Here is a 20,036-nt window from a genome sequence, read left to right as displayed (position 1 = left end):
GGTTTTGTCGAGTAGACTCCGGCACCTTGTGCTCATCTGAGCTGGGGCCGGCCTGTCCCCAGTCGAACCTTTTCATGAATCGCATTCGTCGTTTTCGGTTGTTGCCCTGGCTCGTGCTCGGCATGCTGCTGCTTTCTTCGCAAGCGTGGGCCAGTGTTCGTTACCTTGATGCGGCGCAGATCGAGCAAACGCCCAAACCACTGACCACCTCCGTTGGCGTGCTGGAAGATACCAGCCGCACCCTGACGTTCGACAATGTCCGTTCTGCCGAAATGCGTGATCGCTTTCGTTATGAATCGGTCGAAAGTTCATCCTTTGCGTTGGGCTTTACCCGTTCGGCCTACTGGTTCCGGCTTGATGTTGGCAACTCCAGCGACCAGCCGCTGACGCGCCTGCTGGTGGTGGACAACCCACGTATTTCCCTGGTCGATGCCTATGTGCCGGACGGGCAGGGTGGCTATCGTGCCTGGCTCACCGGGGCAGACCGGCCGCAGAGCGGCAAGGCCTACGACAACCGCAACTTCGTCTTCCCCTTGCACCTGCCGGCACGTTCGCAGCAGTCGGTCTACCTGCGGGTCGAGTCGAGCATCGGTCTGCTGGTACCGTTACAGCTGTGGACGGTCGAAGGCTTCAAGGCCTATGAGCGCGAAGACTACATGGCGCGTGCCGGCTACATGGGCATCGCCATTGCCATGATCCTGTTCAACCTGATGCTGTTCATCGCCCTGCGTGAACGCATCTATCTGCTCTACGTGACCTTCGTGCTGTGCGCCGTGTGCGCCCTGACGATCAAGAACGGCATGGCGCCGGACTGGACGTTGTTCGGTCTGCCGCTCAATTCCAATGTGGCGTATTACTCGGGCGCCTCGCTAGCGCTGAGCGGATTGTTGCTGTTCATGCGCAGCATGTTGCAGACCGCACGTCTGTTGCCGCGGGTCGACCGCGGTTTACTGGCCCTGGTGGCCCTGTACCTGATTTCCCCGCTGATCTACGCCGTTGCCTTGCCGCAGGTCTCACGTGCCGCCGTCCTGGTCAAGCTGCTGACGGCCTTGGTGATGATGGCTGTAGGGCTGGGCTGCGCCCTCAAGCGTCAGCGTAGCGCCTACTTCTTTCTCGCCGCCTTCGGCCTGCTGATTCTCGGCGGCGCCACTACCACGCTGCGCGCCCTGGGCATCCTGCCTACCAACGCCTTCACGGAGGACGGTCTGCAGATCGGTTCGTCACTGGAAATGCTGCTGCTGGCCTTCGCCCTGGCCGACCGCATCAACGTGATGCGTCAGGAAAAACTGCAAGCCCAAGCCAGATTGTTGCAAACCCGCGAGCAGCTGGTGAAAACCCTGCAGCAATCCGAGCGAGAGCTGGAACAGCGTGTCGCTGAGCGAACCCAGGAATTGCAGGTGCTCAACAGCCGCCTGGAAATGCTCAGCCTGACCGACGCCCTTACCGGTATCGCCAACCGTCGGCACTTCGACGATGTGCTGGCCAAGGAATGCAAACGCGCCCAGCGTGTCAGCGAGCCGTTGGCCCTGGCCGTGCTGGATGTCGACTGGTTCAAGGCCTACAACGATCATTACGGCCATCCGGCCGGCGATAGCTGTCTACAGCAGGTCGCACAAACCCTGGCCGCCACCATCAGTCGTTCCACTGACCTGGTGGCTCGCTACGGCGGTGAGGAGTTCGTATTTCTCGCGCCGTCGACCGGGCTCGTCGGGGCGCAGAGCATGGCAGAGAAACTGGTGAGGGCCGTCGAAGCCCTGGCCTTGCCACATGAACGCTCGCCACTGGGTCACGTCAGTATCAGCGTCGGTATCGCCTCGATGCAGAACGATGGCGACAGCTCGGCGCAAATCCTCCTGCAGCGTGCCGATGCGGCGTTGTATCGGGCCAAGGCACAGGGCCGTAATCGGGTGGAATGCGGCTGACAGAAATAAAAAAGCCCCGAAGCATCGGCTCCGGGGCTGAGGAGGGTCGGCAGGGCTACCGACCGGGAGAGTCTGTTCAGGCCTGCGGCTGCCAGCCGCCACCCAGTGCCTTGTAGATCGCGACGATGCCGCTGTACAGCTCGGTCTCCGCGGACGCTTGGGCATCTTCGGCGGCCAGACGCTCACGTTCGGCGTCCAACAGCACGAGAAAGTCCACCGTGCCTTCGCGATAGCGAATCGCCGCCTGATCCGCTGCTGCACGGCTGGCTTCGGCCTGCCGCACCAGGGAAACCAGGCGCTGCTGGCGTTTGGCGTAGTCGCTGAAGGCGTTTTCCGATTCTTCGAGCGCCAGCAGCACCTGCTGTTCGTACTGTGCCAGCGCGCCGTCGGCCTCGGCTTCGGCGCCGCGCAGACGTGCTCGTACACTGCCCAGATCAAACGCAGCCCAGCTGATGCTCGGCGCTACGCCCCAGGCGCGTGCGGCTGACGAGCCCAGCTGCGAGCCGCGCCCGGCGGTAAAGCCGAGAAAGCCGGAGAGGCTGACCCGCGGGAACAGATCCGCCGTCGCCACGCCGACCTCGGCGGTTGCCGCTGCCAACTGCCGTTCGGCCGCCTGGATATCCGGGCGACGGCGCAGCAGTTCGCCCGGGTTGCCAATCGGCAGTGCCTTGGCGATCACCGGCAGGGGTTTGGGCGACAGATCGATCTGCAGCTGTTCCGGGCGCTGGCCGAGCAGGGTGGCGATGCGGTTCTGCGCACGTACCTGCTGCGCCTGCAGCTGTGGCAGGCTGGCTTCGGTGGCGGCCAGCCGGGCATCGGCGCGCAGCACGTCGAGTTCGGTGCCGACGCCGGCGTCACGCAGTTGCTCGGTGATGGCGCGCGAGTCCTGCTGGTTCTTCAGGTTCTCGCGGGCGATGCTTTCGCGCAGTTGCGCGCCCCGCAGGGTGCCGTAGGCGTCGACCAGTTCGGCGATCAGGCTTACCTGCAACTGGTAGTAGTCGGCCTCGGCCACTTCGATGCGAGCCTCGCTGGCTTCCAGTTGGCGCTGGATGCGACCGAACAGGTCCAGCTCCCAGGCCATGTCCAGGCCCAGGTCGTAGCGTTCCTGACGGATGCGCTCGTCCGTGGTCGGCGGCTGCTGCGCCTTGCCGAACTCGCCACTGGCGCGGCTGGTGACGGTGGGCAGGCGGTCGTTTGCCACATCATCGCGGATCGCCCGTGCCGCACGCAGGCGGTTGAACGCCACGCGCAGCTCGCGGTTGTCCTGCAGCGAACGCTGCACCAGCTGGTTCAGCGTCGGGTCGTCGAACTGCTGCCACCAGGCGGCTTCGAAACGGCTGCGGTCGTAATCGGCCGCCTCCAGCGCGGCAATGCGTGCAGGATCGGTCACGGGCGCTCGATAGTCCGGGCCGACGGCGCAGGCCGACAGCGCCAGGGTCAGCAGAGCGGGGGCAAAGGCTTTCATGCATGCGACTCCTGCAGACGGGCGACTTTGCGCGCTTCGCGTTTTTCGACGAAGCCACGGATCAGGACATAGAACACCGGAGTCAGCAGCAGACCGAAGAAGGTCACGCCGATCATCCCGGAGAACACCGCCACACCCATGGCATGGCGCATTTCGGCGCCTGCGCCGCTAGACAGCACCAGCGGCACCACGGCCATGATGAAGGCGATCGAGGTCATCAGGATCGGGCGCAGACGCAGGCGGCAGGCTTCCAGGACCGCCGCGACACGATCGAGACCCTCTACCTGTTTCTCCTTGGCGAACTCGACGATCAGGATGGCGTTCTTGCACGCCAGGCCCACCAGCACGATCAGGCCGATCTGGGTGAAGATGTTGTTGTCCAGCCCGGCGATGATCACCCCGGTGATGGCGGTGAAGAGCACGATCGGCACGATCAGGATCACCGCCATTGGCAGGCTCCAGCTCTCGTATTGGGCGGCCAGTACCAGGAAGGCCAGCAGCACGCAGAGCGGGAAGATGAAGATCGCGGTATTGCCGGCGAGGATCTGCTGGTAGGTCAGATCGGTCCACTCGAAGGTCATGCCGATCGGCAGTTCCTCGTTCAGCAGTTTGGCGATGGCTGCTTCGGCCTGGCCAGAGCTGTAACCCGGCGCGGCGGCACCGTTGATCTCGGCGGTGAGGAAGCCGTTGTAGTGCATCACCCGGTCCGGGCCGGCGCTGTCATCGACCTTGACGAAGGTCGACAGCGGCACCATCTCGCCACGGTTGTTGCGTACCTTGAGCTGGCCGATCTGCTCCGGCTCCAGACGGAATTGCTGGTCGGCCTGGACGTTGACCTGATAGGTGCGGCCGAAGCGGTTGAAGTCGTTGGCATACAGCGAGCCCAGGTACACCTGCAGGGTGTCGAAGATATCGCTGATGGCCACACCATGGGTCTTGGCCTTTTCGCGGTCGATGGCGGCATCGACCTGCGGCACGTTGACCTGGTAGCTGGTGAATACCGACATCGGGTTCAGCTCAGGCAACTGGCGGGCCTTGTTGAGGATATTCTGAGTCTGCGTATACAGCTCTTCATAGCCCAGGTTGCCGCGGTCCTGAATCTGCAGGCGGAAGCCACCGATGGTGCCCAGGCCCTGTACCGGGGGTGGCGGGAAGATGGCGAGGTAGGCTTCCTGAATCTCACCGAACTGGCCATTGAGCTCGGCAGCAATCGCCCCTGCAGACAGGCTTTCGTCCTTGCGCTGGTCGAAGTCCTTGAGTGCGACGAAAACGATGCCGCTGTTCGGGCTGTTGGTGAAGCCGTTGATCGACAGGCCCGGGAAGGCCACGGTGTTCTCCACGCCCTGGTGCTTGCCCGCGATTTCGCTCATGCGCTTGATCACCGCTTCGGTACGATCGAGTGTCGCGGCGTCAGGCAATTGGGCGAAGGCCACCAGATACTGCTTGTCCTGCTGCGGCACGAAGCCGGTCGGGGTGCTGGAAAAGCCCAGGTAGCCGAGCACCAGCAGGCCACCGTAGATCAGCATGGCGATGCTGCTGCCACGCAGAACGCGGCGCACGGTACCGACGTAGCCATTGCTGGCTCGGTCGAAGAGGCGGTTGAACGGGCCGAACAGCCAGCCACCGAGCAGCTTGTCGAGCACACGCGAGAAGCCATCCTTCGGCGCGTGATGGTCCTTGAGCAGGATGGCCGCGAGGGCCGGCGACAAAGTCAGCGAGTTGATTGCCGAGATCACCGTGGAAATGGCAATGGTCAGGGCGAACTGCTGATAGAACTGGCCCGAGAGACCGGAGATGAAGGCCGTCGGTACGAACACCGCGCACAGCACCAGGGCGGTGGCGACGATGGGGCCGGTCACTTCCTTCATGGCCTGGCGGGTGGCTTCTACCGGTGTTTTACCCAGGGCGATGTTGCGCTCGACGTTCTCCACCACGACGATGGCGTCGTCCACCACGATGCCGATGGCCAGCACCAGGCCGAACAGCGACAGGGCGTTGAGCGAGAAGCCGAACATATGCATGACCGCGAAGGTGCCGATCAGCGATACCGGTACGGCGGCCAGCGGGATGATCGAGGCGCGCCATGTTTGCAGGAACAGCACGACCACCAGTACCACCAGCACCACGGCTTCGAGCAGGGTATGCACCACTGCCTCGATGGAGCCACGGACAAAGATGGTCGGGTCATAGACCACTTCGTAGTCCATGCCCTGCGGGAAGCTCTGCTTGAGCTCGGCCATGCGCTCGCGCACCGAGTCTGAAAGTGCGATGGCGTTGGAACCGGGGCGCTGGAACACCGGCATGGCCACGGCCGGCTGGTTGTTCAGCAGCGAGCGCAGGGCGTACTGGTTCGAGCCCAGCTCGACGCGGGCGATATCGCGCAGGCGGGTGATCTCGCCATTGTCGCCAACGCGGATGATGATGTTCTCGAACTCTTCCTCGGTGACCAGGCGCCCCTGGGTGTTGATCGACAGCTGGAAGCTGTTGCCGGCATCGGCGGGCGGTGCGCCTAGGGCGCCGGCAGCGACCTGGCGGTTCTGCTCACGGATGGCGCTGACCACATCGGTGGCCGTCAGCCCACGCGAGGCGACCTTGTTCGGGTCGAGCCAGACGCGCAGCGAGTAGTTGCCCATGCCGAACAGCTGCACATCGCCCACGCCATCCAGGCGCGCCAGCTCGTCCTTGACGTTGAGCGCGGCGTAGTTGGACAGGTAGAGCATGTCGTAGCGCTGATCCGGCGAGGTCAGGTGCACTACCATGGTCAGGTCCGGAGAGGCCTTGTCCACGGTCACGCCGAGACGCTGCACTTCGGTGGGCAGGGTCGGCATGGTACGAGTGACGCGGTTCTGCACCTGCACCTGGGCGTTGTCCAGGTCAGTGCCGAGGGCGAAGGTCACGGTCAGGGTCAGCTTGCCGTCGGCGGTCGATTGCGACGACATGTAGAGCATGCCTTCGACGCCGACGATGGCCTGTTCCAGCGGCGAGGCGACGGTTTCACCGATCACCTTGGGGTTGGCGCCTGGGAAGTTGGCGCGCACCACCACGGTCGGCGGTACCACCTCGGGGTATTCGCTGATGGGCAGCTGAAACAGGGAGATACCGCCGCCAATCAGGATCAGCAGCGACAGCACCGCGGCGAAGATCGGCCGCTGGATGAAGAATTGCGAGAAATTCATGGGTCTTTCCTCTGGGCGCGGTCTGAATCAGCCGCGCGGCGCGCGCGCGTCGATCTTTTCGGCGGCGATACGCGGGGCCTGGCTGCCATCGACGGCCTGGCGCATGCGGGCCAGTTGCTCGAGGGTGCTGTCATCGGCCATGGTCACTGGCTGCGGGTCGACGGTGGCACCCGGCATGGCGCGTTGCAGGCCGTTGACGACGATTTTTTCGCCCTTGCTCAGGCCGCTACGGACGATGCGCAGGCCTTCGAGCTTCGGCCCCAGTTCGATGGCGCGGTAGGCCACGGCGTTGTCTGCGCCGAGCACCAGCACGTACTTCTTGCCCAGGTCGGTGCCGACCGCTTCGTCCTTGATCAGGGTGGCCGCGTAGGGCTTGCTGCCCACCAGTTTCAGGCGCGCGTACAGGCCGGGGGTGAAACGACCGTCCTGGTTGTCGAACACGGCGCGGCCACGAATGGTGCCGGTACGCGGGTTGACCTGATTGTCGAGGAAGTCCAGCTGGCCCAGATGGGGGTGGCCGGCTTCATCGGAAAGACCGAGGTACACCGGGCTGGCGCCACGGGCATCGGCACCGGACTGGCGCGCCAGCTCGACGTACTTGAGGAAGGCGCGCTCGTCGGCATCGAAGTAGGCGTAGACCTTGTCGGTGGAAACCACCGAGGTCAGCAGACTCTCACCGGCACCCACCAGGTTGCCTTCGGTGATCTCGGCGCGGCTGACGCGACCGTCGATGGGCGAGGTGATACGGGTGAAACCGAGGTTCAGGCGGGCGTTGTCCAGTTCCGCCTGGATCGCGGCGACCTGCGCCTGGGCCTCGGTCGCCGCACTGGCGCGGGCATCGGCTAGCTCGGCTGAGATGGCGTTGCTCTGACGCAGGCGCTCGCCGCGGCGTGCCTCGTTGGCGGCGCGAGCCTGGTTGGCGCGGGCCTGCTGCAGCTGGGCTTCGAGACGTTTGACTTCGGCCTGGAATGGCCGCGGATCGATCTGAAACAGCAGATCGCCTTTCTTCACCAGCGTGCCTTCATCGAAGGCGACCTTGTCGATATAGCCGGAAACGCGCGGGCGAATTTCGACGGATTGCGGCGCTTCGAGGCGACCGGTGAACTCATCCCACTCGTTGACGGGTTGCTCGATGACTTCGGCCACGCTGACCTTGGGCGCAGGCATTTGTGCCTGGGGCTGCGCCGCCTGATCACAACCGCTGAGGGCAAGGACACCGGCGAGAGCCAGCGGGAATATCCAGATTTTCTTGTGATGTTGTTCCATGGGTGACTCCGCCAGTCGGATTTGTGGATGGGCGGAGTCTGCTGCGAGTCTTGGAAGGCTACGAATCGAACGCCATGAAATTGAATATCAGCGGGAATGATGAATGACGCAGTTATATCAACTTTGAGTCATAAAGGTGCGCGTCAGTTCCTGGCGGCACGTCAATGGTGCAAGCCTTTAGAGACTATCCGGGTCGCCGCAGAACATCTGGATGCGCGAGCGCAGCCAGCGCTCGGCGGGGTCGTTGTCCTGGGCGCCGCGCCAGGCCATGTGCAGTTCGAAAGAGGGCGTTTCCAGTGGCAGTTCCTCGGCGCGCAGGCCTCCGGCTGCGGTCAGGGCTGCAGCCGTGTAGTCCGGCACGCTGGCGACGATATCGGTTTCCGCCAGCAGGCTGGCCAGGCCGTTGAACTGCGGCACCGCCAGTACCACCTGACGTTTGCAGCCGACCTTCTCCAGTTCCTCATCAATAAAGCCTGTCAGGTCGCCTGCATAGGACACCAGCGCATGAGGACGCGCACAGTAATCTTCCAGGCTCAGCGCACCGGGGACGGTATCGGCGCGCAGCAGTTTGGCCTTGCTGCGGCGCAACACCTTGCGTTTCGCGTTCGCTGGCAGTTCCTCCGTGTAGGCCACGCCCACGGAGATTTCCCCGGAGGCCAGCAGCCCAGGCATCATCAGATAGTTGGTGCGACGGATCACCAGCACCACGCCGGGCGCTTCGGCACGCAGACGACGCAGCAGGGCAGGAAGCAGGGCGAACTCGACGTCATCGGAAAGGCCAATACGGAACACGGCCTTACTGGTGGCCGGGTCGAAGTCGGCGGCGCGACTGACGGCGGTGGAGATCGAGTCCAACGCTGGCGAAAGCAGGGCGAAGATCTCCTGCGCGCGCGGTGTCGGCTCCATGCTGCGGCCGGTGCGCACGAACAAGGGGTCGTCGAAAAGGGTGCGCAGACGGGCAAGTGCCGCGCTGATGGCTGGCTGGCCGAGAAACAGCTTTTCTGCAGCCCGGGTCACGCTGCGTTCGTGCATCAGCGTCTCGAAGACGATCAGCAGGTTCAGATCGAGGCGACGCAGGTCGTTGCGATTCATCCGGGTACCATCCGAGGGGAAACGGGCCTTGTCAGCACCGCGCTGCAAATGAGAGCCTTTGCCTGGGCAATAGTACGGGCAGTGTGTAGCGGATTGAAAGACGCTGAATCACTGACAGGCATGAAGACTATCGATAGAGTCTGATAGTGTCGCCGCCGCACAGCGGATAGAGTCCACAGTCATTGAAGTGTTAATCCGCGATCAAGCTCGAGGTAAGCGATGTCCCGCATGATCCGTTTTCATAAGTTCGGCGATGCCGATGTGCTCCAGTACGAAGAGGTTCCGACGCCCGTGCCCGGCCCTGGTGAGGTACTGGTGCGCGTTCAGGCTGTCGGCCTGGGCTGGAAAGACGTGCTCTGGCGGCAGAACCTTGCGTCAGAACAGGCCAAGCTACCTGCCGGTACCGGTTTCGAACTGGCCGGCACCGTGGCGGCGCTGGGTGACGGCGTGAGTGAGCTGGAAGTTGGCGCTGCCGTTGCCGGTTTCCCGGCGGGCACGCCGAACCGCTACCCGACCTGGGGTGATCTGGTGCTGATGCCCAGCCACGCCCTGACCCGCTATCCCGAGGTGCTCAGCCCGGTCGAGGCCAGCGTGCATTACTCCAGCCTGCTGTTCGGCTACCTGGCGCTTAACGATCTTGCCCATCTCAAGCCCGGCCAGCATGTGCTGATCACCGAGGCCAGCCACTGCATGGCGCCGCAGACCGTGCAGCTGGCCAAGGCGCTGGGTGCCAAGGTCATCGTATCCACCGGTTCAGCCGATGATCGCGAGTTCCTGCGCGGCCTGGGTGCCGACAAGGTGATCGTGACCGAGGAACAGGACCTGGTTCTGGAGGTGGAGCGCTACACCGAAGGCAAGGGCGTCGAGATCATCCTCGACCAGTGTGCCGGCCCGCAGATGAAGTTGTTGGGCGATATCGCCGCGCCGCGTGGCAAGCTGGTCCTTTATGGGATCAACGGCGGCAACGACACGGCTTTTCCAGCTTGTGCCGCGTTCAAGAAGCACCTGCAGTTCTTCCGTCACTGCGTGCTGGACTTCACCGGGTGTCCGGAGCTGGGCATTGAGCCGAACAACGAGGCGGTGCAGCGTGCGCTCACGCATATCAACCAGATGACCGCGGACCGCCTGTTGACGCCTGTTATCGACAAGGTGTTCGATTTCGAGGACTTCGTCGCGGCCCATCGCTACATGGAAACCTGTCCCAATCGCGGCCGGGTGGCCCTGAAGCTGGCCACGGATTAAAGTCCGTGGCCGTGTGGTCGCTATAACTTAGGTCTACGTTCGTTCTAAGGAAAGGTACATGAGTCTGGTTACCGGCGACGCGCTATCGCTGCTGTTGTTTCGTCTGCATAGCGGTCGTCTGTTGGGGATCAACCTGCTCAAGGTCAATGAGATCATTCCCTGCCCGGCGTTGACCAAGCTGCCCAATCGGCATCCCAACGTCCGCGGCATTGCCACCTTGCGTGGCGCTGCGATGACGGTGATTGACCTGGCGCGCGCCATCGGTGAACGCGGCGCGGCTGATGAAGACGACGGCTGCCTGATCGTCACGGAGTTGAGCCGCTCGCGTCAGGGCCTGCACGTGAAGAACGTCGAACGCATCGTGCAGTGCTCCACCCGAGACGTGCGCCCGCCACCTGCCGGCTCTGGTAATCGAGCCTTTATCACCGGCGTGACCCAGATCGACGGTGCCATCGTGCAGATTCTCGATATCGAGAAGGTTCTGCACGATATCGCGCCTGCACTGGAAGAGGCGCCCGTTGGTCTGCTCCAGGGGCAGGACGCCAGCCTGCTGCAGGGGCGCCGCGTGCTGCTGGTCGATGATTCGCAAGTGGCGCTGCAACAGACCCTCAACGTGCTGCGCCAGCTGGGCTTCGATTGCACGGCGGTGCGCAGCGGCCAGGCAGCCTTGCAGCAGCTGCACGAATACCATCAGGCCGGCATGCCTTTCGAGTTGCTGGTCTCGGATATCGAGATGCCTGAGCTCGACGGCTACAGCCTGGTTCAGGAAATCCGTCGCAGCCCTGACATTGCCGAGACCTATGTGCTGCTACACACCTCGCTGGACAGCACCATGAATACCGAGAGGGCCCGTTCGGTTGGGGCCAACGCAGTGCTGACCAAGTTCTCCTCGGTTGATCTCAGCCAGGCACTGCTCGATGCCTTCCGGCAAATGAGCGGACAAGCCTGACCTGGCAATGCCGCACCTTGCCGCTCAGCGGCAAGGGCTTGCCTCTCTTTCCCTTCGGAAATATCAGTTAATCCAATATTTACAGTGAGTTAGGTACGTGCTGCGAACTGGCACGCGCCTTGAATCGGTGCGCCTGGCAATTTGCAACCTAGTCAAGGAGCACAGCATGAGCACCATTGGAGGTATTGGCGGCTACAGCGGCATATCGCTAACCGGGTTTCGTAACAAACAAAGCGAGGAGCAGGGCGAACTGGCCCTGATGGCGCGTAACGTCGAGAAAACCACGCGCACCGCAAACGCCGAGTCAGAGCGGGAACTTCGCGCCAGGCAGGCCACGGAGGAGGGGTTCGCCCGCCTGCGTGTCGCCTTGCAGAACGCATCCGAAGGAAAAGTAGAAACCAGCGTCACTTCAGGGCGCCTGGAAAAGCGCCTGGGTGAGGATGGCGGTGACGCTGCACTGGAGGCATTCAAGGCCTACATGGAGATGACTCCGGCGGAAAAGCTGCGCGACGGTATTCTCAAGGAGATGGGGCTGACCGAAGAGGAGATCGAAGCCATGACGCCGGAGCAGCAGAAGGCAGTGGAAGAAGAGATCGCTCAGCGTCTGCAGGAGCGAGCTGAGATGCAGGCGCAAGGGGGAGGTGACACCCGCTCTTATGGACTGATTTGATTGTCTTCAGTCTCGCCAGCCCGGCTCGACGAACTCGGTGAAATGGACCTGGGATATGGATAGCGGAGAATTTTCATTTTCCTGAAAGTCTTTGGGAATTTTTATCCCCTGAACTGTCTCTATCAATCGACGACAGTTCACCCTTAGTGGGCTGCAACTGGATCGACTTTCCCAAAGAATCTTATTTGGTCGTTCCCGAAATATGGATGTTCTCTCCGAGTTCTTCGAGCGCACTAGCCTGCAAGGGCGCCTGTTATTCGCAGGCCCGGTAGACGGTACGCTGGTGCTGGACAAGCCTCCTGGCATGGCCTTCATTCACGTGGTCGAGCGCGGCGCACTGGATATGGTGCATTCCGAAAAGCCTCGCGTCGCGATCGATCGGCCCAGCGTTTTGTTCTGTCCCAGCTGTTGCTGCTACAAACTGCGTGCCCATGAGCCCGGTGGCGTGGATCTGATCTGCTCGTCTTTCCAGTTCGGGCGCTATGGTCAACAGCCTTTCGAACTCGGTCTGGAGGAAACGCTGGTGTTTCCACTGAGTGCCCTGGAGCAGCTCGGGCCGGTGATCGGCTCGCTGGTCAACGAGTTCCGCACACCTGCGCCCGGTCGCAGCAAGGCGCTCAATCTGCTGTTCGAATACGTGTTCGTGCTGTTGGTCCGCCGTGCGGTGAAGGAAGGGCGCATCACCAGGGGGCTGCTCTATGCCCTGCAGGACAGCAAGCTGGGCCCGGCGCTGATCTGCATTCATCAGGAACCACAGCTGGCCTGGAGCGTCGAGCGTCTGGCCGAGCTGGCGAAGATGTCGCGTACCCAGTTCGCCGCGCTGTTTCATGAAATCATGGGAATGACCCCCATGGCCTATGTCACGGCCTGGCGCATCAAGGTTGCACAGGACCTGCTGCGCGAGGGCAAGCCGATCAAGGTAATCGCCGACGCCGTCGGTTACGCCTCGCAGGCGTCGTTCTCACGCACCTTCGCCCAGCAGGTAGGTCAGCCCCCAGGAGAGTGGTTGCGCAGTGAGGGTGAGGACGTACCGGCGAGATTGCAGGTGCAGATCTACCGCGACTGAGGGGACCCGCTTGCGTTGGTGCCGAGCGTCTTGGCCAGCTCGACGAATGCCCTCAGACCTGCCGAAGGATGACGATTGGCCGGGTAGAACAAGGCCAGAGCGGAGTGCGTCGGTGTCCACGACTCGAGCAGCTGGACCAATTCTCCGCTGGCCAGGTAGCGAGATGCGGCGAATTCGCTGAGCATGGCGATGCCTGCGCCAGTCAGTGCGGCTTGCAGAATCAGCTGATGGCTGCCTAGCGTCAACTGCCCTGTGACATCTATGCTCGGCTGTTGCTCGGCGTTGGCAAACTCCCATCTGTGTATCGCGCCGCTTGGGAAACGCCGGCGAATGCAGTTGTGTCTCAACAGGTCTTGCGGTGTTTCCGGTCGGCCGTGTTGGTTCAGGTAGCTCGGTGCGGCGACGGTCACCAGTTTCAATGGCGCGGTCAAGGGCACAGCGACCATATCCTGTGGCACATTCTCAAGCAGGCGAATGCCTGCATCACATCCCTGGGCGACTATGTCGACCAGGGCATCGTCGGTAACCAGCTCCAGCTGCATGTCTGGATAGCGTCGGGTGTAAGCGAGTATCAGAGGTGCCAGCACTATCTGGGCGGCACCTTCAGACGTATTGATGCGCAGGGTGCCCATGGGGGTTTGCCGAAAATCGTTGGCTTGCTCCATCGCCGCCGAGATTTCCTCGAGCGCGGGTCCGATACGTACCAGAAACTGCTCACCCGCTTCGGACAGGGCCACGCTGCGTGTAGTGCGGTGCAGCAGTTTGACTCCCATGCGCCGCTCAAGGGCTGCAACGGCGTGGCTGATGGCAGAGGGCGAGACCTGCAGCTCCACGGCTGCGCGGCGGAAGTTGCTGTGCCGGGCTACGGCGACGAAGGCATTGAGTTCGAGCAAGGCCGGGCGATTCATTGTTCGGTATCACTCATCAACACATGCAAGAAGGGGCTGATTATCGTCAGCCATATGTGCCGTTACCCTGCTGCTGAATCCATGTAGGAGTAGGCACACATGAAAAAGACGGTACTGATTACTGGCGCATCCAGTGGTTTCGGACTGTGCAGCGCTCGGCGCTTCTCCGAGGCTGGCTGGAATGTTGTGGCGACCATGCGTGATGTAAGCGCGGGCAGGGAGCTGGCCACGCTGAACGACATGCTGGTTACCAGGCTCGACGTTCAGGACCAAACCAGCATTCAAACGGCGATCGATGCAGCAATCGAACGCTTCGGCGCGATCGACACGCTCGTCAACAATGCCGGGTTCAGCCTCTACGGCGTGTTCGAATCGCTGTCGCGCGAGAAAATTCGCGAGCAGTTCGACGTCAATGTTTTCGGCGTCATGGAGGTGACCAGGGCCGTACTGCCGCATTTTCGCCAGCGGCAGAGCGGCACGCTGATCAATATCAGCTCCGGCGCCGGCGTGTTCGGCCTGCCGATGATCTGCGCGTACAACGCCAGCAAGTTCGCCTTGGAAGGGTTCTCCGAATCCCTCGCTTTCGAACTCGCCAGCCAGAACATACGGGTCAAACTGATCGAGCCGGGCGGGGTGCTTGATACCCGTTTCTCGCAGCGTGTCGCCGCCGAGGCCAGCCTCACCGAGACGCCTGAGGACTACGCTGCTTTCGTTGCCGGCGCCGAGCGGGTCTTCGCTTCCATTCGGGCGACGCGAAACGCTACATCCGAGCAGGTCGCCGAGGTCATTTTGCAGGCCGCCAGCGATGGCAGCGATCGGCTGCGTTATGTGGCTACCGAAGACATCGAGCCTCTGGTGAGAGCACGTCGGCAAACCTCGGAAGAAGACTTCATGGCGTTGATGCGCTCGAGCTTCATGCCGCAGCTCTGATATCCCCGATGGCCGCCCGAACTGACGCGGGCGGCCAAACGGATGGGCGGGTACGCCGCTCAAGCCAGTCGCAGCCCGGTCATGCCCAGAATGATCGCCAGCGACACCAGTGCCGACACGCCTGCGATGCCCCACCAAGCCGTGTTGGCGCTCTTGTCAGAGGCGCCGTGAGCGAGCATCACGATGCGCAGCCCAGAACCCAGGTGGGCAAGGACGAAGAACACGCCAAGCGCGTAGTGCGGTAGCAGGCGAATGCTCCAGGGGTCCATGATCAGGCCGGTTGGCGCGCCGGTGGCAAATGCCCAGTCCGTTTCGATCCCCGCCCACAGCCGTGCAAAGACAAAGACCGCATTCAGGTGACCCAGGAAGAACACCGCGAGAAATACGCCGGACGCGAGCTGGAACAGACGATAGAGATCGCCGGGAGTCGCGCTCCATTGCCAGACCAGGCGCAGCCCGGTGACGACCTGAAACAGCAAAGCCACGACCAGCAGCGGCTCCACCAGTGCAGAGCGGTATAGGGTGCGCCCCCAGTCCATGACCTCGGCATGCAGCTCCGCGCCGAGCAGGCCGAACAGGTGATTGAACAAGTGAAAGAACACGAAGACAGTCACCAGCAGGCCCGACACACCATGGGCTACACGCAACGCCGGGGTACTGCGGTTTACCGCCTGGCGGGCTGGCCCAGCGGCTGGACTCAACGCCGCCAGCAAAGCCAACGCCAGCCAGGCGGGCGTCCATACCCAGCCATCGCTGACAGGGCTGCCCAGCATGTACATGTTCACGCCGACGAAGCAGTACAGCGTAGGTGCGGCCACGAGTAGCAGGCCAAGACGCCGGGCGCGGGTGTCGAGCGTGCCATGTCCGCTTGCCTGGCAAGCGAAGAACAGGCCGAGTGCAGGAACGAAGAAAATGATCAGTAGCACTAGCGCGGGCGCCAGGCCAATGGTGCCAGTGCGAGTCACCAGCAGATGAAAGCCATCGAGCAGGTAGGGGTAGAAGGCGGCAATCGTGGGGGCTAGCCACAGTGGCCAGCGACTGGCGTTGGGCAATGGCCAGGCATCCGGCATGTTGCTTGGCGTGTAGGAATGGGTCACGAGAGGCTCCGAATAGTGTCGGTAAACCGGTCCTGAGGCGAGGTCGCCCAGGGCCAGCATGGTGAGGTTCAGGCGACTACCGGAATCAGCGGGTCGGCCGCAGCCAGGGCGATGTCGCGATTGGCCTCTGGCGGGTAGATCCACTGGGTGTTGATCTGCGTTTTCAGCTCTTTGCCTTCCTTGCCGGTCAGCACCACCTTGCGCTCCCAACCCTCGGTGAACACCGCGCCCCAGGCGCCCAGATCGAGGCAGGTGACGTACTTGGGCTGGCTGTAGGGAATCGGCTCCACGCCCAGCAGATCGGCGGCTGCGTTGTTGCCGGAGGAGCGGCCGAGCGCAATGGCGTGCTGACAGGTCATCAGCGCATGGTTGCCCAGGTCGTCCACTGCCGCGTAGGCCGTATCGCCCGTGGCGAAGATGGCGTCCTGGCCCAGTACCTTGAGGTTGCGGTCGACATGCAGGCGACCAAAGGCATCGCGCTCGCCGTCGATCTGCTGCGTCAGGGGCGAGGCTTTCACGCCGACGGCCCAGATCACGGTGTTGGCCTCGATACGTTCGCCGTTGTCGAGCTGCACGCCCTGTTCATCGACCCTCGAGACCGGGCTGCCAAGTTTCCAGGTCACCCCCAGCGTATCGCTGGCCTCGGCGATCACCGTGGCGATCTGCCCGCCCATGGCGCTGCCGACCTGTTGGCCCATGTCGACGACGATGACGCGGATATCGGCCTCGTCACCGAGGATGGCACGCAGGCGCGCCGGCATCTCGGTGGCTGTCTCGATGCCGGTGAAACCACCGCCCACCACCACCACGGTATTGCGCGCCTGACTGCTTGGCCGCTGACGCAGGCCTTGCAGATGCGCTTCGAGCTTTTGCGCTGATTCCAGGCTGTCGACGTCGAAGGCAAAACGGTCGATTCCGGCCAGCGGCGGGCGGGCAACCTGGCTGCCAGAGGCCAGAATCAGCCGGTCATAAGCCAGCTTCGATTGCTCGCCGGAGGCGCTGCGGTAGAACACCTGCCTGTTCTGCGCATCGATGCGCGAGGCGCTGCCCTGCACGAACTGTACGCCGGCTGCATCGAACAGCGGGCCGAGCGGAGCGACGGTGGCCGCCAGGTCGGCTTCATAGAAGCGCGGACGTACGCGCAGTTCGGCTTGTGGGGCGAGCAGGGTTACTGCGATGTCGAGGCGCTTGTGCTGGTCCAGCAGGCGAATGGCGCTCAGCGCACTCCACATGCCGCCGAAGCCTGCGCCGATGATCAGGATTTGCTGTTTCATGTCGTGGTGTCCGTAGTGGGGAGAGGGGGCTGTTGGCTGACTACGGAGCGGATTGTGCTGCTGGCTTGGATCAAGGTATTGATCCATTATTGGTGCAAATAAATGGTCCACTTTGGAGCTGACATGCCACTCGAGAAAGCCGCACCACAAGTGGTGTTTCTGCCGCTGGGAGCACCGGAAGTCGGGGTCAGCCTGCAGAGCTGGTTGTATGAATCATTGCGCGGGGCCATTTTGGGAGGGCGCCTGCCGGCTGGCAGCAAACTGCCCAGCACCCGCGCCATGGCCGAGCACTACGGCCTTGCGCGCGGAACCGTGCAGACGGCTTACCAGCAACTGCTTTCCGAAGGTTATCTGCAAGCGCGGACCGGCAGCGGTACGCGTGTCAGCGAGGTGCTACCGGATCCGACGATGAATGCCGGGTACGTACGGCGTAAAGTGGTCGCCCGCAGTGAGGAAGTGCGCGTTGCCCCGCAAACGCCATGGCTGAACAAACTGGCTGAGATCGAGCCGATCTTTTCCCGTCGCACCTTGCCCACCGGTCAGCGCCCGTTCTTTCCGCATCGCGGTGATATCAGCGCCTTTCCCATCGACCTCTGGCGCAAGCTGCATACGCAGCAGCTGCGCAGTTCGCGTCTGTCGATGTTGCTGGACGGTGACCCGGCAGGTCTGCCCGCGCTGCGCGAAGCCATCGCCGGCTACCTTGCCATCGCGCGTGGGGTGCAGGTGTCGCCGGAGCGTATCCTGGTGATTGGCAGCGTGCAGCAGGGCCTGGATATCTGCCTGCGATTGCTGGCACCTGGCGACTCGCAGGTGTGGATGGAGGATCCCGGCTACCCTGGTGCACGGCAACTGATGGAGATTTCCGGTGTGAACCGTGTGGATGTGCCGGTGGACCGCTCCGGTCTCAAGGTCGAGGAGGGCATGCGTTTGGCGCCGGGCGCTCGACTGGCTTATGTCACGCCGTCGCGTCAGGCGCCGCTCGGTGGCGAGCTCTCGCCAGCACGGCGTCTGGCCTTGCTGCGCTGGGCAACGGAACAGGACAGTTATATTTTCGAGGACGACTACGACAGCGAATACCGCTTTATCGCCAAGCCCATACCGGCACTGCGTTCGATGCCTGGCGCCGAGCACTCGGTCATCCTCGCCGGAACCTTCAGTAAACTGCTGTTTCCTTCGATTCGCCTGGCCTATCTGGTAGTACCCGAGCACTTGACCGAGCGTTTCACCCACGCTGCAGCGCTGATGTCGCGGCATGCCAACAGTCTGGCTCAGGCCGTGCTGGCCGACTTCATCCATGAAGGGCATTTCGACCGCCATGTGCGGCGCATGCGCAAGATCTACGCAGCGCGTGCCGTTGCCTTCGCCGAAGCGGCGCACAGGCATTGGCGGGGGCTGATCGAGGTGCCGGAGATTCGCGCAGGTATGGATATCGCCTGTCGCTTGCAGGTCGAGAACGAGCAGGACGCCTTCACCCGTTTGCAGGCAGCCGGCATCGATGTGCTGCCGCTGGCGAGTTACTGCGTCAATCTGCGAGCGCCAGGTCTGGTGATGGGCTTCGCACCCTACGAGGAGCGGGCAATCGAAGAAGCGGCCCAGGCTGTCGCTCGGGCCTTGCGCAACTGAGAGAACTGCCCCGGCCAGGCCGGGGCAGCGACCATCAGAGGATGCTCAGCGGGTATTCGACGAATGCCCGAATCTCGTTGAGATCCGGCCCTACGTCGGTGCTGGAGCGGTAGATCGAGTTGCGCAGGCGCAGGTGCAGGTCCTTGGCAGCGCCACTCTGGATGGTGTAACCGATCTGGTTGAAGATCTCGCGCTCGGTACCGTTGTTGTCGCTGCCGGTATCGATGTTGTCGCCGCGTACGTAGGCGAACTTGTAACGCAGGCCCGGCACGCCGTACTCGGCGAAATCCAGCTCGTAGCTGGCCTGCCAGGAGCGCTCGTCCTTCAGGTTGAAGTCCGAGTAGTAGGAGTTGGCCAGGTAGATGCTGGCACCACCATCGCCGTAGTCATAGGCGAAGCCGGCATCGCCGGTGTTGCGCTGGTGGGCGACGATGAAGGCATGGGCGCCGATGCTGTACTTGGCGGCCAGACTCCAGATGGTGTTGCGATCACCCTGGCCATCGCCACCGAGATCCAGGGCAGCCACCGAGCCGGTGTCGTACTTGGTGCGGTAGAGGTTGAAGTCGAAGTTCAGCGCCTGGTCGGCAGCCAGTGCCAGGTTGTAATTGACGTTGGCGTAGTAGCGCTTGTACATGTCCTCGAGATCGGCGTGATAGACCGCCAGGCTCAGGTCATCGCTGACGGCGTAGCTGCCGCCGAGCACGTCGATGCTCTTGAGACGGTTGGGGTCGCGAGCCGGGTCGCCCATCGGGCTGTCGGCGGTGAAGCGACCGGCATTCAGTTCCAGCCCCTCGATCTCGTTGCTGGTCACCAGCGTACCGGTGAACGACTGCGGCAGCAGGCGGCTGTCGTCATGGGCCAGGACGGGCAGGGAAGGGAACTGGTTGCCGTACTTGATCACGGTGTTGGAAACGCGCAGCTTCACCGCGCCCCCAGCCTGGGACAGGTCGTCCACCGGGCGACCTTCACTGTCGGTGTCGAAGAACGCGCGATAGTTGCGGCCACGGCCGCTGTCGAGCTTGATCCCGAGCAGGCCGAAGGTATCGACACCGAACCCGACGGTACCCTGGGTAAAGCCGGATTCGAAGGTGGCGATGAAGCCCTGCCCCCAGCTTTTGGCGTCGTTGGTGTTGTCCTTGTAATCGCGGTTGAAGTAGGCGTTGCGCAGCAACAGATCGAGGTTGGCGTCCTCGATGAATCCCTTGGCTTCGGACTGGCTGCTGGCATGCGCCAACTGCCCGCCCAGCGCGAGGCTGCAAGCCAGCGCGAGACAGTGCTTCTTGTACATGGATGCTCCCGGTGTCGGTGTGCTGTTCTAAACGCGCCTCACAGCGAGGTAAGGCCCGGCCCAGAGGG

Annotated in this window: 15 protein-coding genes; 7 read left to right on the top strand and 8 right to left on the bottom strand. The window is 62.8% G+C overall.

What is annotated here, in order from left to right:
• Nucleotides 1–74 precede the first annotated feature (74 nt).
• Complete coding sequence (locus DXK50_RS17425) at nt 75–1,922, top strand: sensor domain-containing diguanylate cyclase (RefSeq protein WP_212631200.1); 1,848 nt, start codon at nt 75–77, stop codon at nt 1,920–1,922.
• 76 nt (nt 1,923–1,998) lie between these two features.
• Here DXK50_RS17425 and DXK50_RS17420 read toward each other — a convergent pair whose 3' ends face one another.
• From DXK50_RS17420 to DXK50_RS17405, 4 genes are all read right to left on the bottom strand, one after another.
• Complete coding sequence (locus DXK50_RS17420; RefSeq protein WP_161867115.1) at nt 1,999–3,387, bottom strand: efflux transporter outer membrane subunit; 1,389 nt, start codon at nt 3,385–3,387, stop codon at nt 1,999–2,001.
• Entirely contained in the window at nt 3,384–6,563 is a 3,180-nt protein-coding gene (locus tag DXK50_RS17415; protein ID WP_212631199.1) for an efflux RND transporter permease subunit, read from the bottom strand. Before DXK50_RS17415 ends, DXK50_RS17420 begins: the two co-directional genes overlap by 4 nt.
• A 27-nt stretch (nt 6,564–6,590) precedes the next feature.
• On the bottom strand, nt 6,591–7,829 hold the full coding sequence (gene mexE, locus DXK50_RS17410; protein WP_161867117.1) for a multidrug efflux RND transporter periplasmic adaptor subunit MexE: 1,239 nt from the start codon (nt 7,827–7,829) through the stop codon (nt 6,591–6,593).
• 177 nt (nt 7,830–8,006) lie between these two features.
• Complete coding sequence (locus DXK50_RS17405; protein WP_161867118.1) at nt 8,007–8,921, bottom strand: LysR family transcriptional regulator; 915 nt, start codon at nt 8,919–8,921, stop codon at nt 8,007–8,009.
• 219 nt (nt 8,922–9,140) lie between these two features.
• Here DXK50_RS17405 and DXK50_RS17400 point away from each other — a divergent pair, with 219 nt between their 5' ends.
• The 4 genes from DXK50_RS17400 (at nt 9,141) to DXK50_RS17385 (ending at nt 12,848) form a co-directional block, all read left to right on the top strand.
• Nucleotides 9,141–10,163: a zinc-dependent alcohol dehydrogenase family protein gene (locus DXK50_RS17400; protein ID WP_161867119.1), complete on the top strand. Its 1,023-nt coding sequence runs from the start codon at nt 9,141–9,143 to the stop codon at nt 10,161–10,163.
• 58 nt (nt 10,164–10,221) lie between these two features.
• Nucleotides 10,222–11,112: a chemotaxis protein CheV gene (locus DXK50_RS17395; protein ID WP_161867120.1), complete on the top strand. Its 891-nt coding sequence runs from the start codon at nt 10,222–10,224 to the stop codon at nt 11,110–11,112.
• 166 nt (nt 11,113–11,278) lie between these two features.
• The gene (locus DXK50_RS17390) at nt 11,279–11,782 is read left to right on the top strand and encodes a hypothetical protein (protein ID WP_212631198.1); all 504 of its coding nucleotides are present in this window, start codon (nt 11,279–11,281) and stop codon (nt 11,780–11,782) included.
• A gap of 202 nt (nt 11,783–11,984) precedes the next feature.
• Nucleotides 11,985–12,848, top strand: a complete 864-nt coding sequence (locus DXK50_RS17385; RefSeq protein ID WP_161867122.1) for a helix-turn-helix transcriptional regulator — start codon at nt 11,985–11,987, stop codon at nt 12,846–12,848.
• Here DXK50_RS17385 and DXK50_RS17380 read toward each other — a convergent pair.
• A complete protein-coding gene (locus DXK50_RS17380; RefSeq protein ID WP_212631197.1) occupies nt 12,836–13,756 on the bottom strand; it encodes a LysR family transcriptional regulator in 921 nt (306 codons plus the stop codon). The two genes, DXK50_RS17385 and DXK50_RS17380, sit on opposite strands and share 13 nt — an antisense overlap.
• Before the next feature lie 99 nt (nt 13,757–13,855).
• Between DXK50_RS17380 and DXK50_RS17375 the strand changes: the two genes are divergently transcribed.
• The gene (locus tag DXK50_RS17375; RefSeq protein ID WP_212631196.1) at nt 13,856–14,686 is read left to right on the top strand and encodes an SDR family oxidoreductase; all 831 of its coding nucleotides are present in this window, start codon (nt 13,856–13,858) and stop codon (nt 14,684–14,686) included.
• Between the two features lie 59 nt (nt 14,687–14,745).
• On the opposite strand, the gene DXK50_RS17370 is transcribed toward DXK50_RS17375, so the two are convergent.
• Together DXK50_RS17370 and DXK50_RS17365 are read right to left on the bottom strand one after the other, a co-directional pair.
• Complete coding sequence (locus DXK50_RS17370) at nt 14,746–15,783, bottom strand: hypothetical protein (RefSeq protein ID WP_349292102.1); 1,038 nt, start codon at nt 15,781–15,783, stop codon at nt 14,746–14,748.
• A gap of 68 nt (nt 15,784–15,851) precedes the next feature.
• Nucleotides 15,852–17,057: an NAD(P)/FAD-dependent oxidoreductase gene (locus DXK50_RS17365; RefSeq protein ID WP_212631195.1), complete on the bottom strand. Its 1,206-nt coding sequence runs from the start codon at nt 17,055–17,057 to the stop codon at nt 15,852–15,854.
• Between the two features lie 123 nt (nt 17,058–17,180).
• Between DXK50_RS17365 and pdxR the strand changes: the two genes are divergently transcribed.
• Nucleotides 17,181–18,680 (top strand): MocR-like pyridoxine biosynthesis transcription factor PdxR, encoded by a 1,500-nt coding sequence (pdxR, locus tag DXK50_RS17360; RefSeq protein WP_212631194.1) that lies wholly within the window; start codon nt 17,181–17,183, stop codon nt 18,678–18,680.
• 34 nt (nt 18,681–18,714) lie between these two features.
• Here pdxR and DXK50_RS17355 read toward each other — a convergent pair whose 3' ends face one another.
• Nucleotides 18,715–19,968, bottom strand: a complete 1,254-nt coding sequence (locus DXK50_RS17355; RefSeq protein ID WP_212631193.1) for an OprD family porin — start codon at nt 19,966–19,968, stop codon at nt 18,715–18,717.
• Between the last annotated feature and the right edge of the window lie 68 nt (nt 19,969–20,036).

The sequence above is a fragment of the Pseudomonas sp. KB-10 genome (assembly GCF_018221585.1).
Lineage (GTDB): Bacteria > Pseudomonadota > Gammaproteobacteria > Pseudomonadales > Pseudomonadaceae > Aquipseudomonas > Aquipseudomonas yangonensis.
This window is presented reverse-complemented; position numbering and strand designations above follow the sequence as displayed.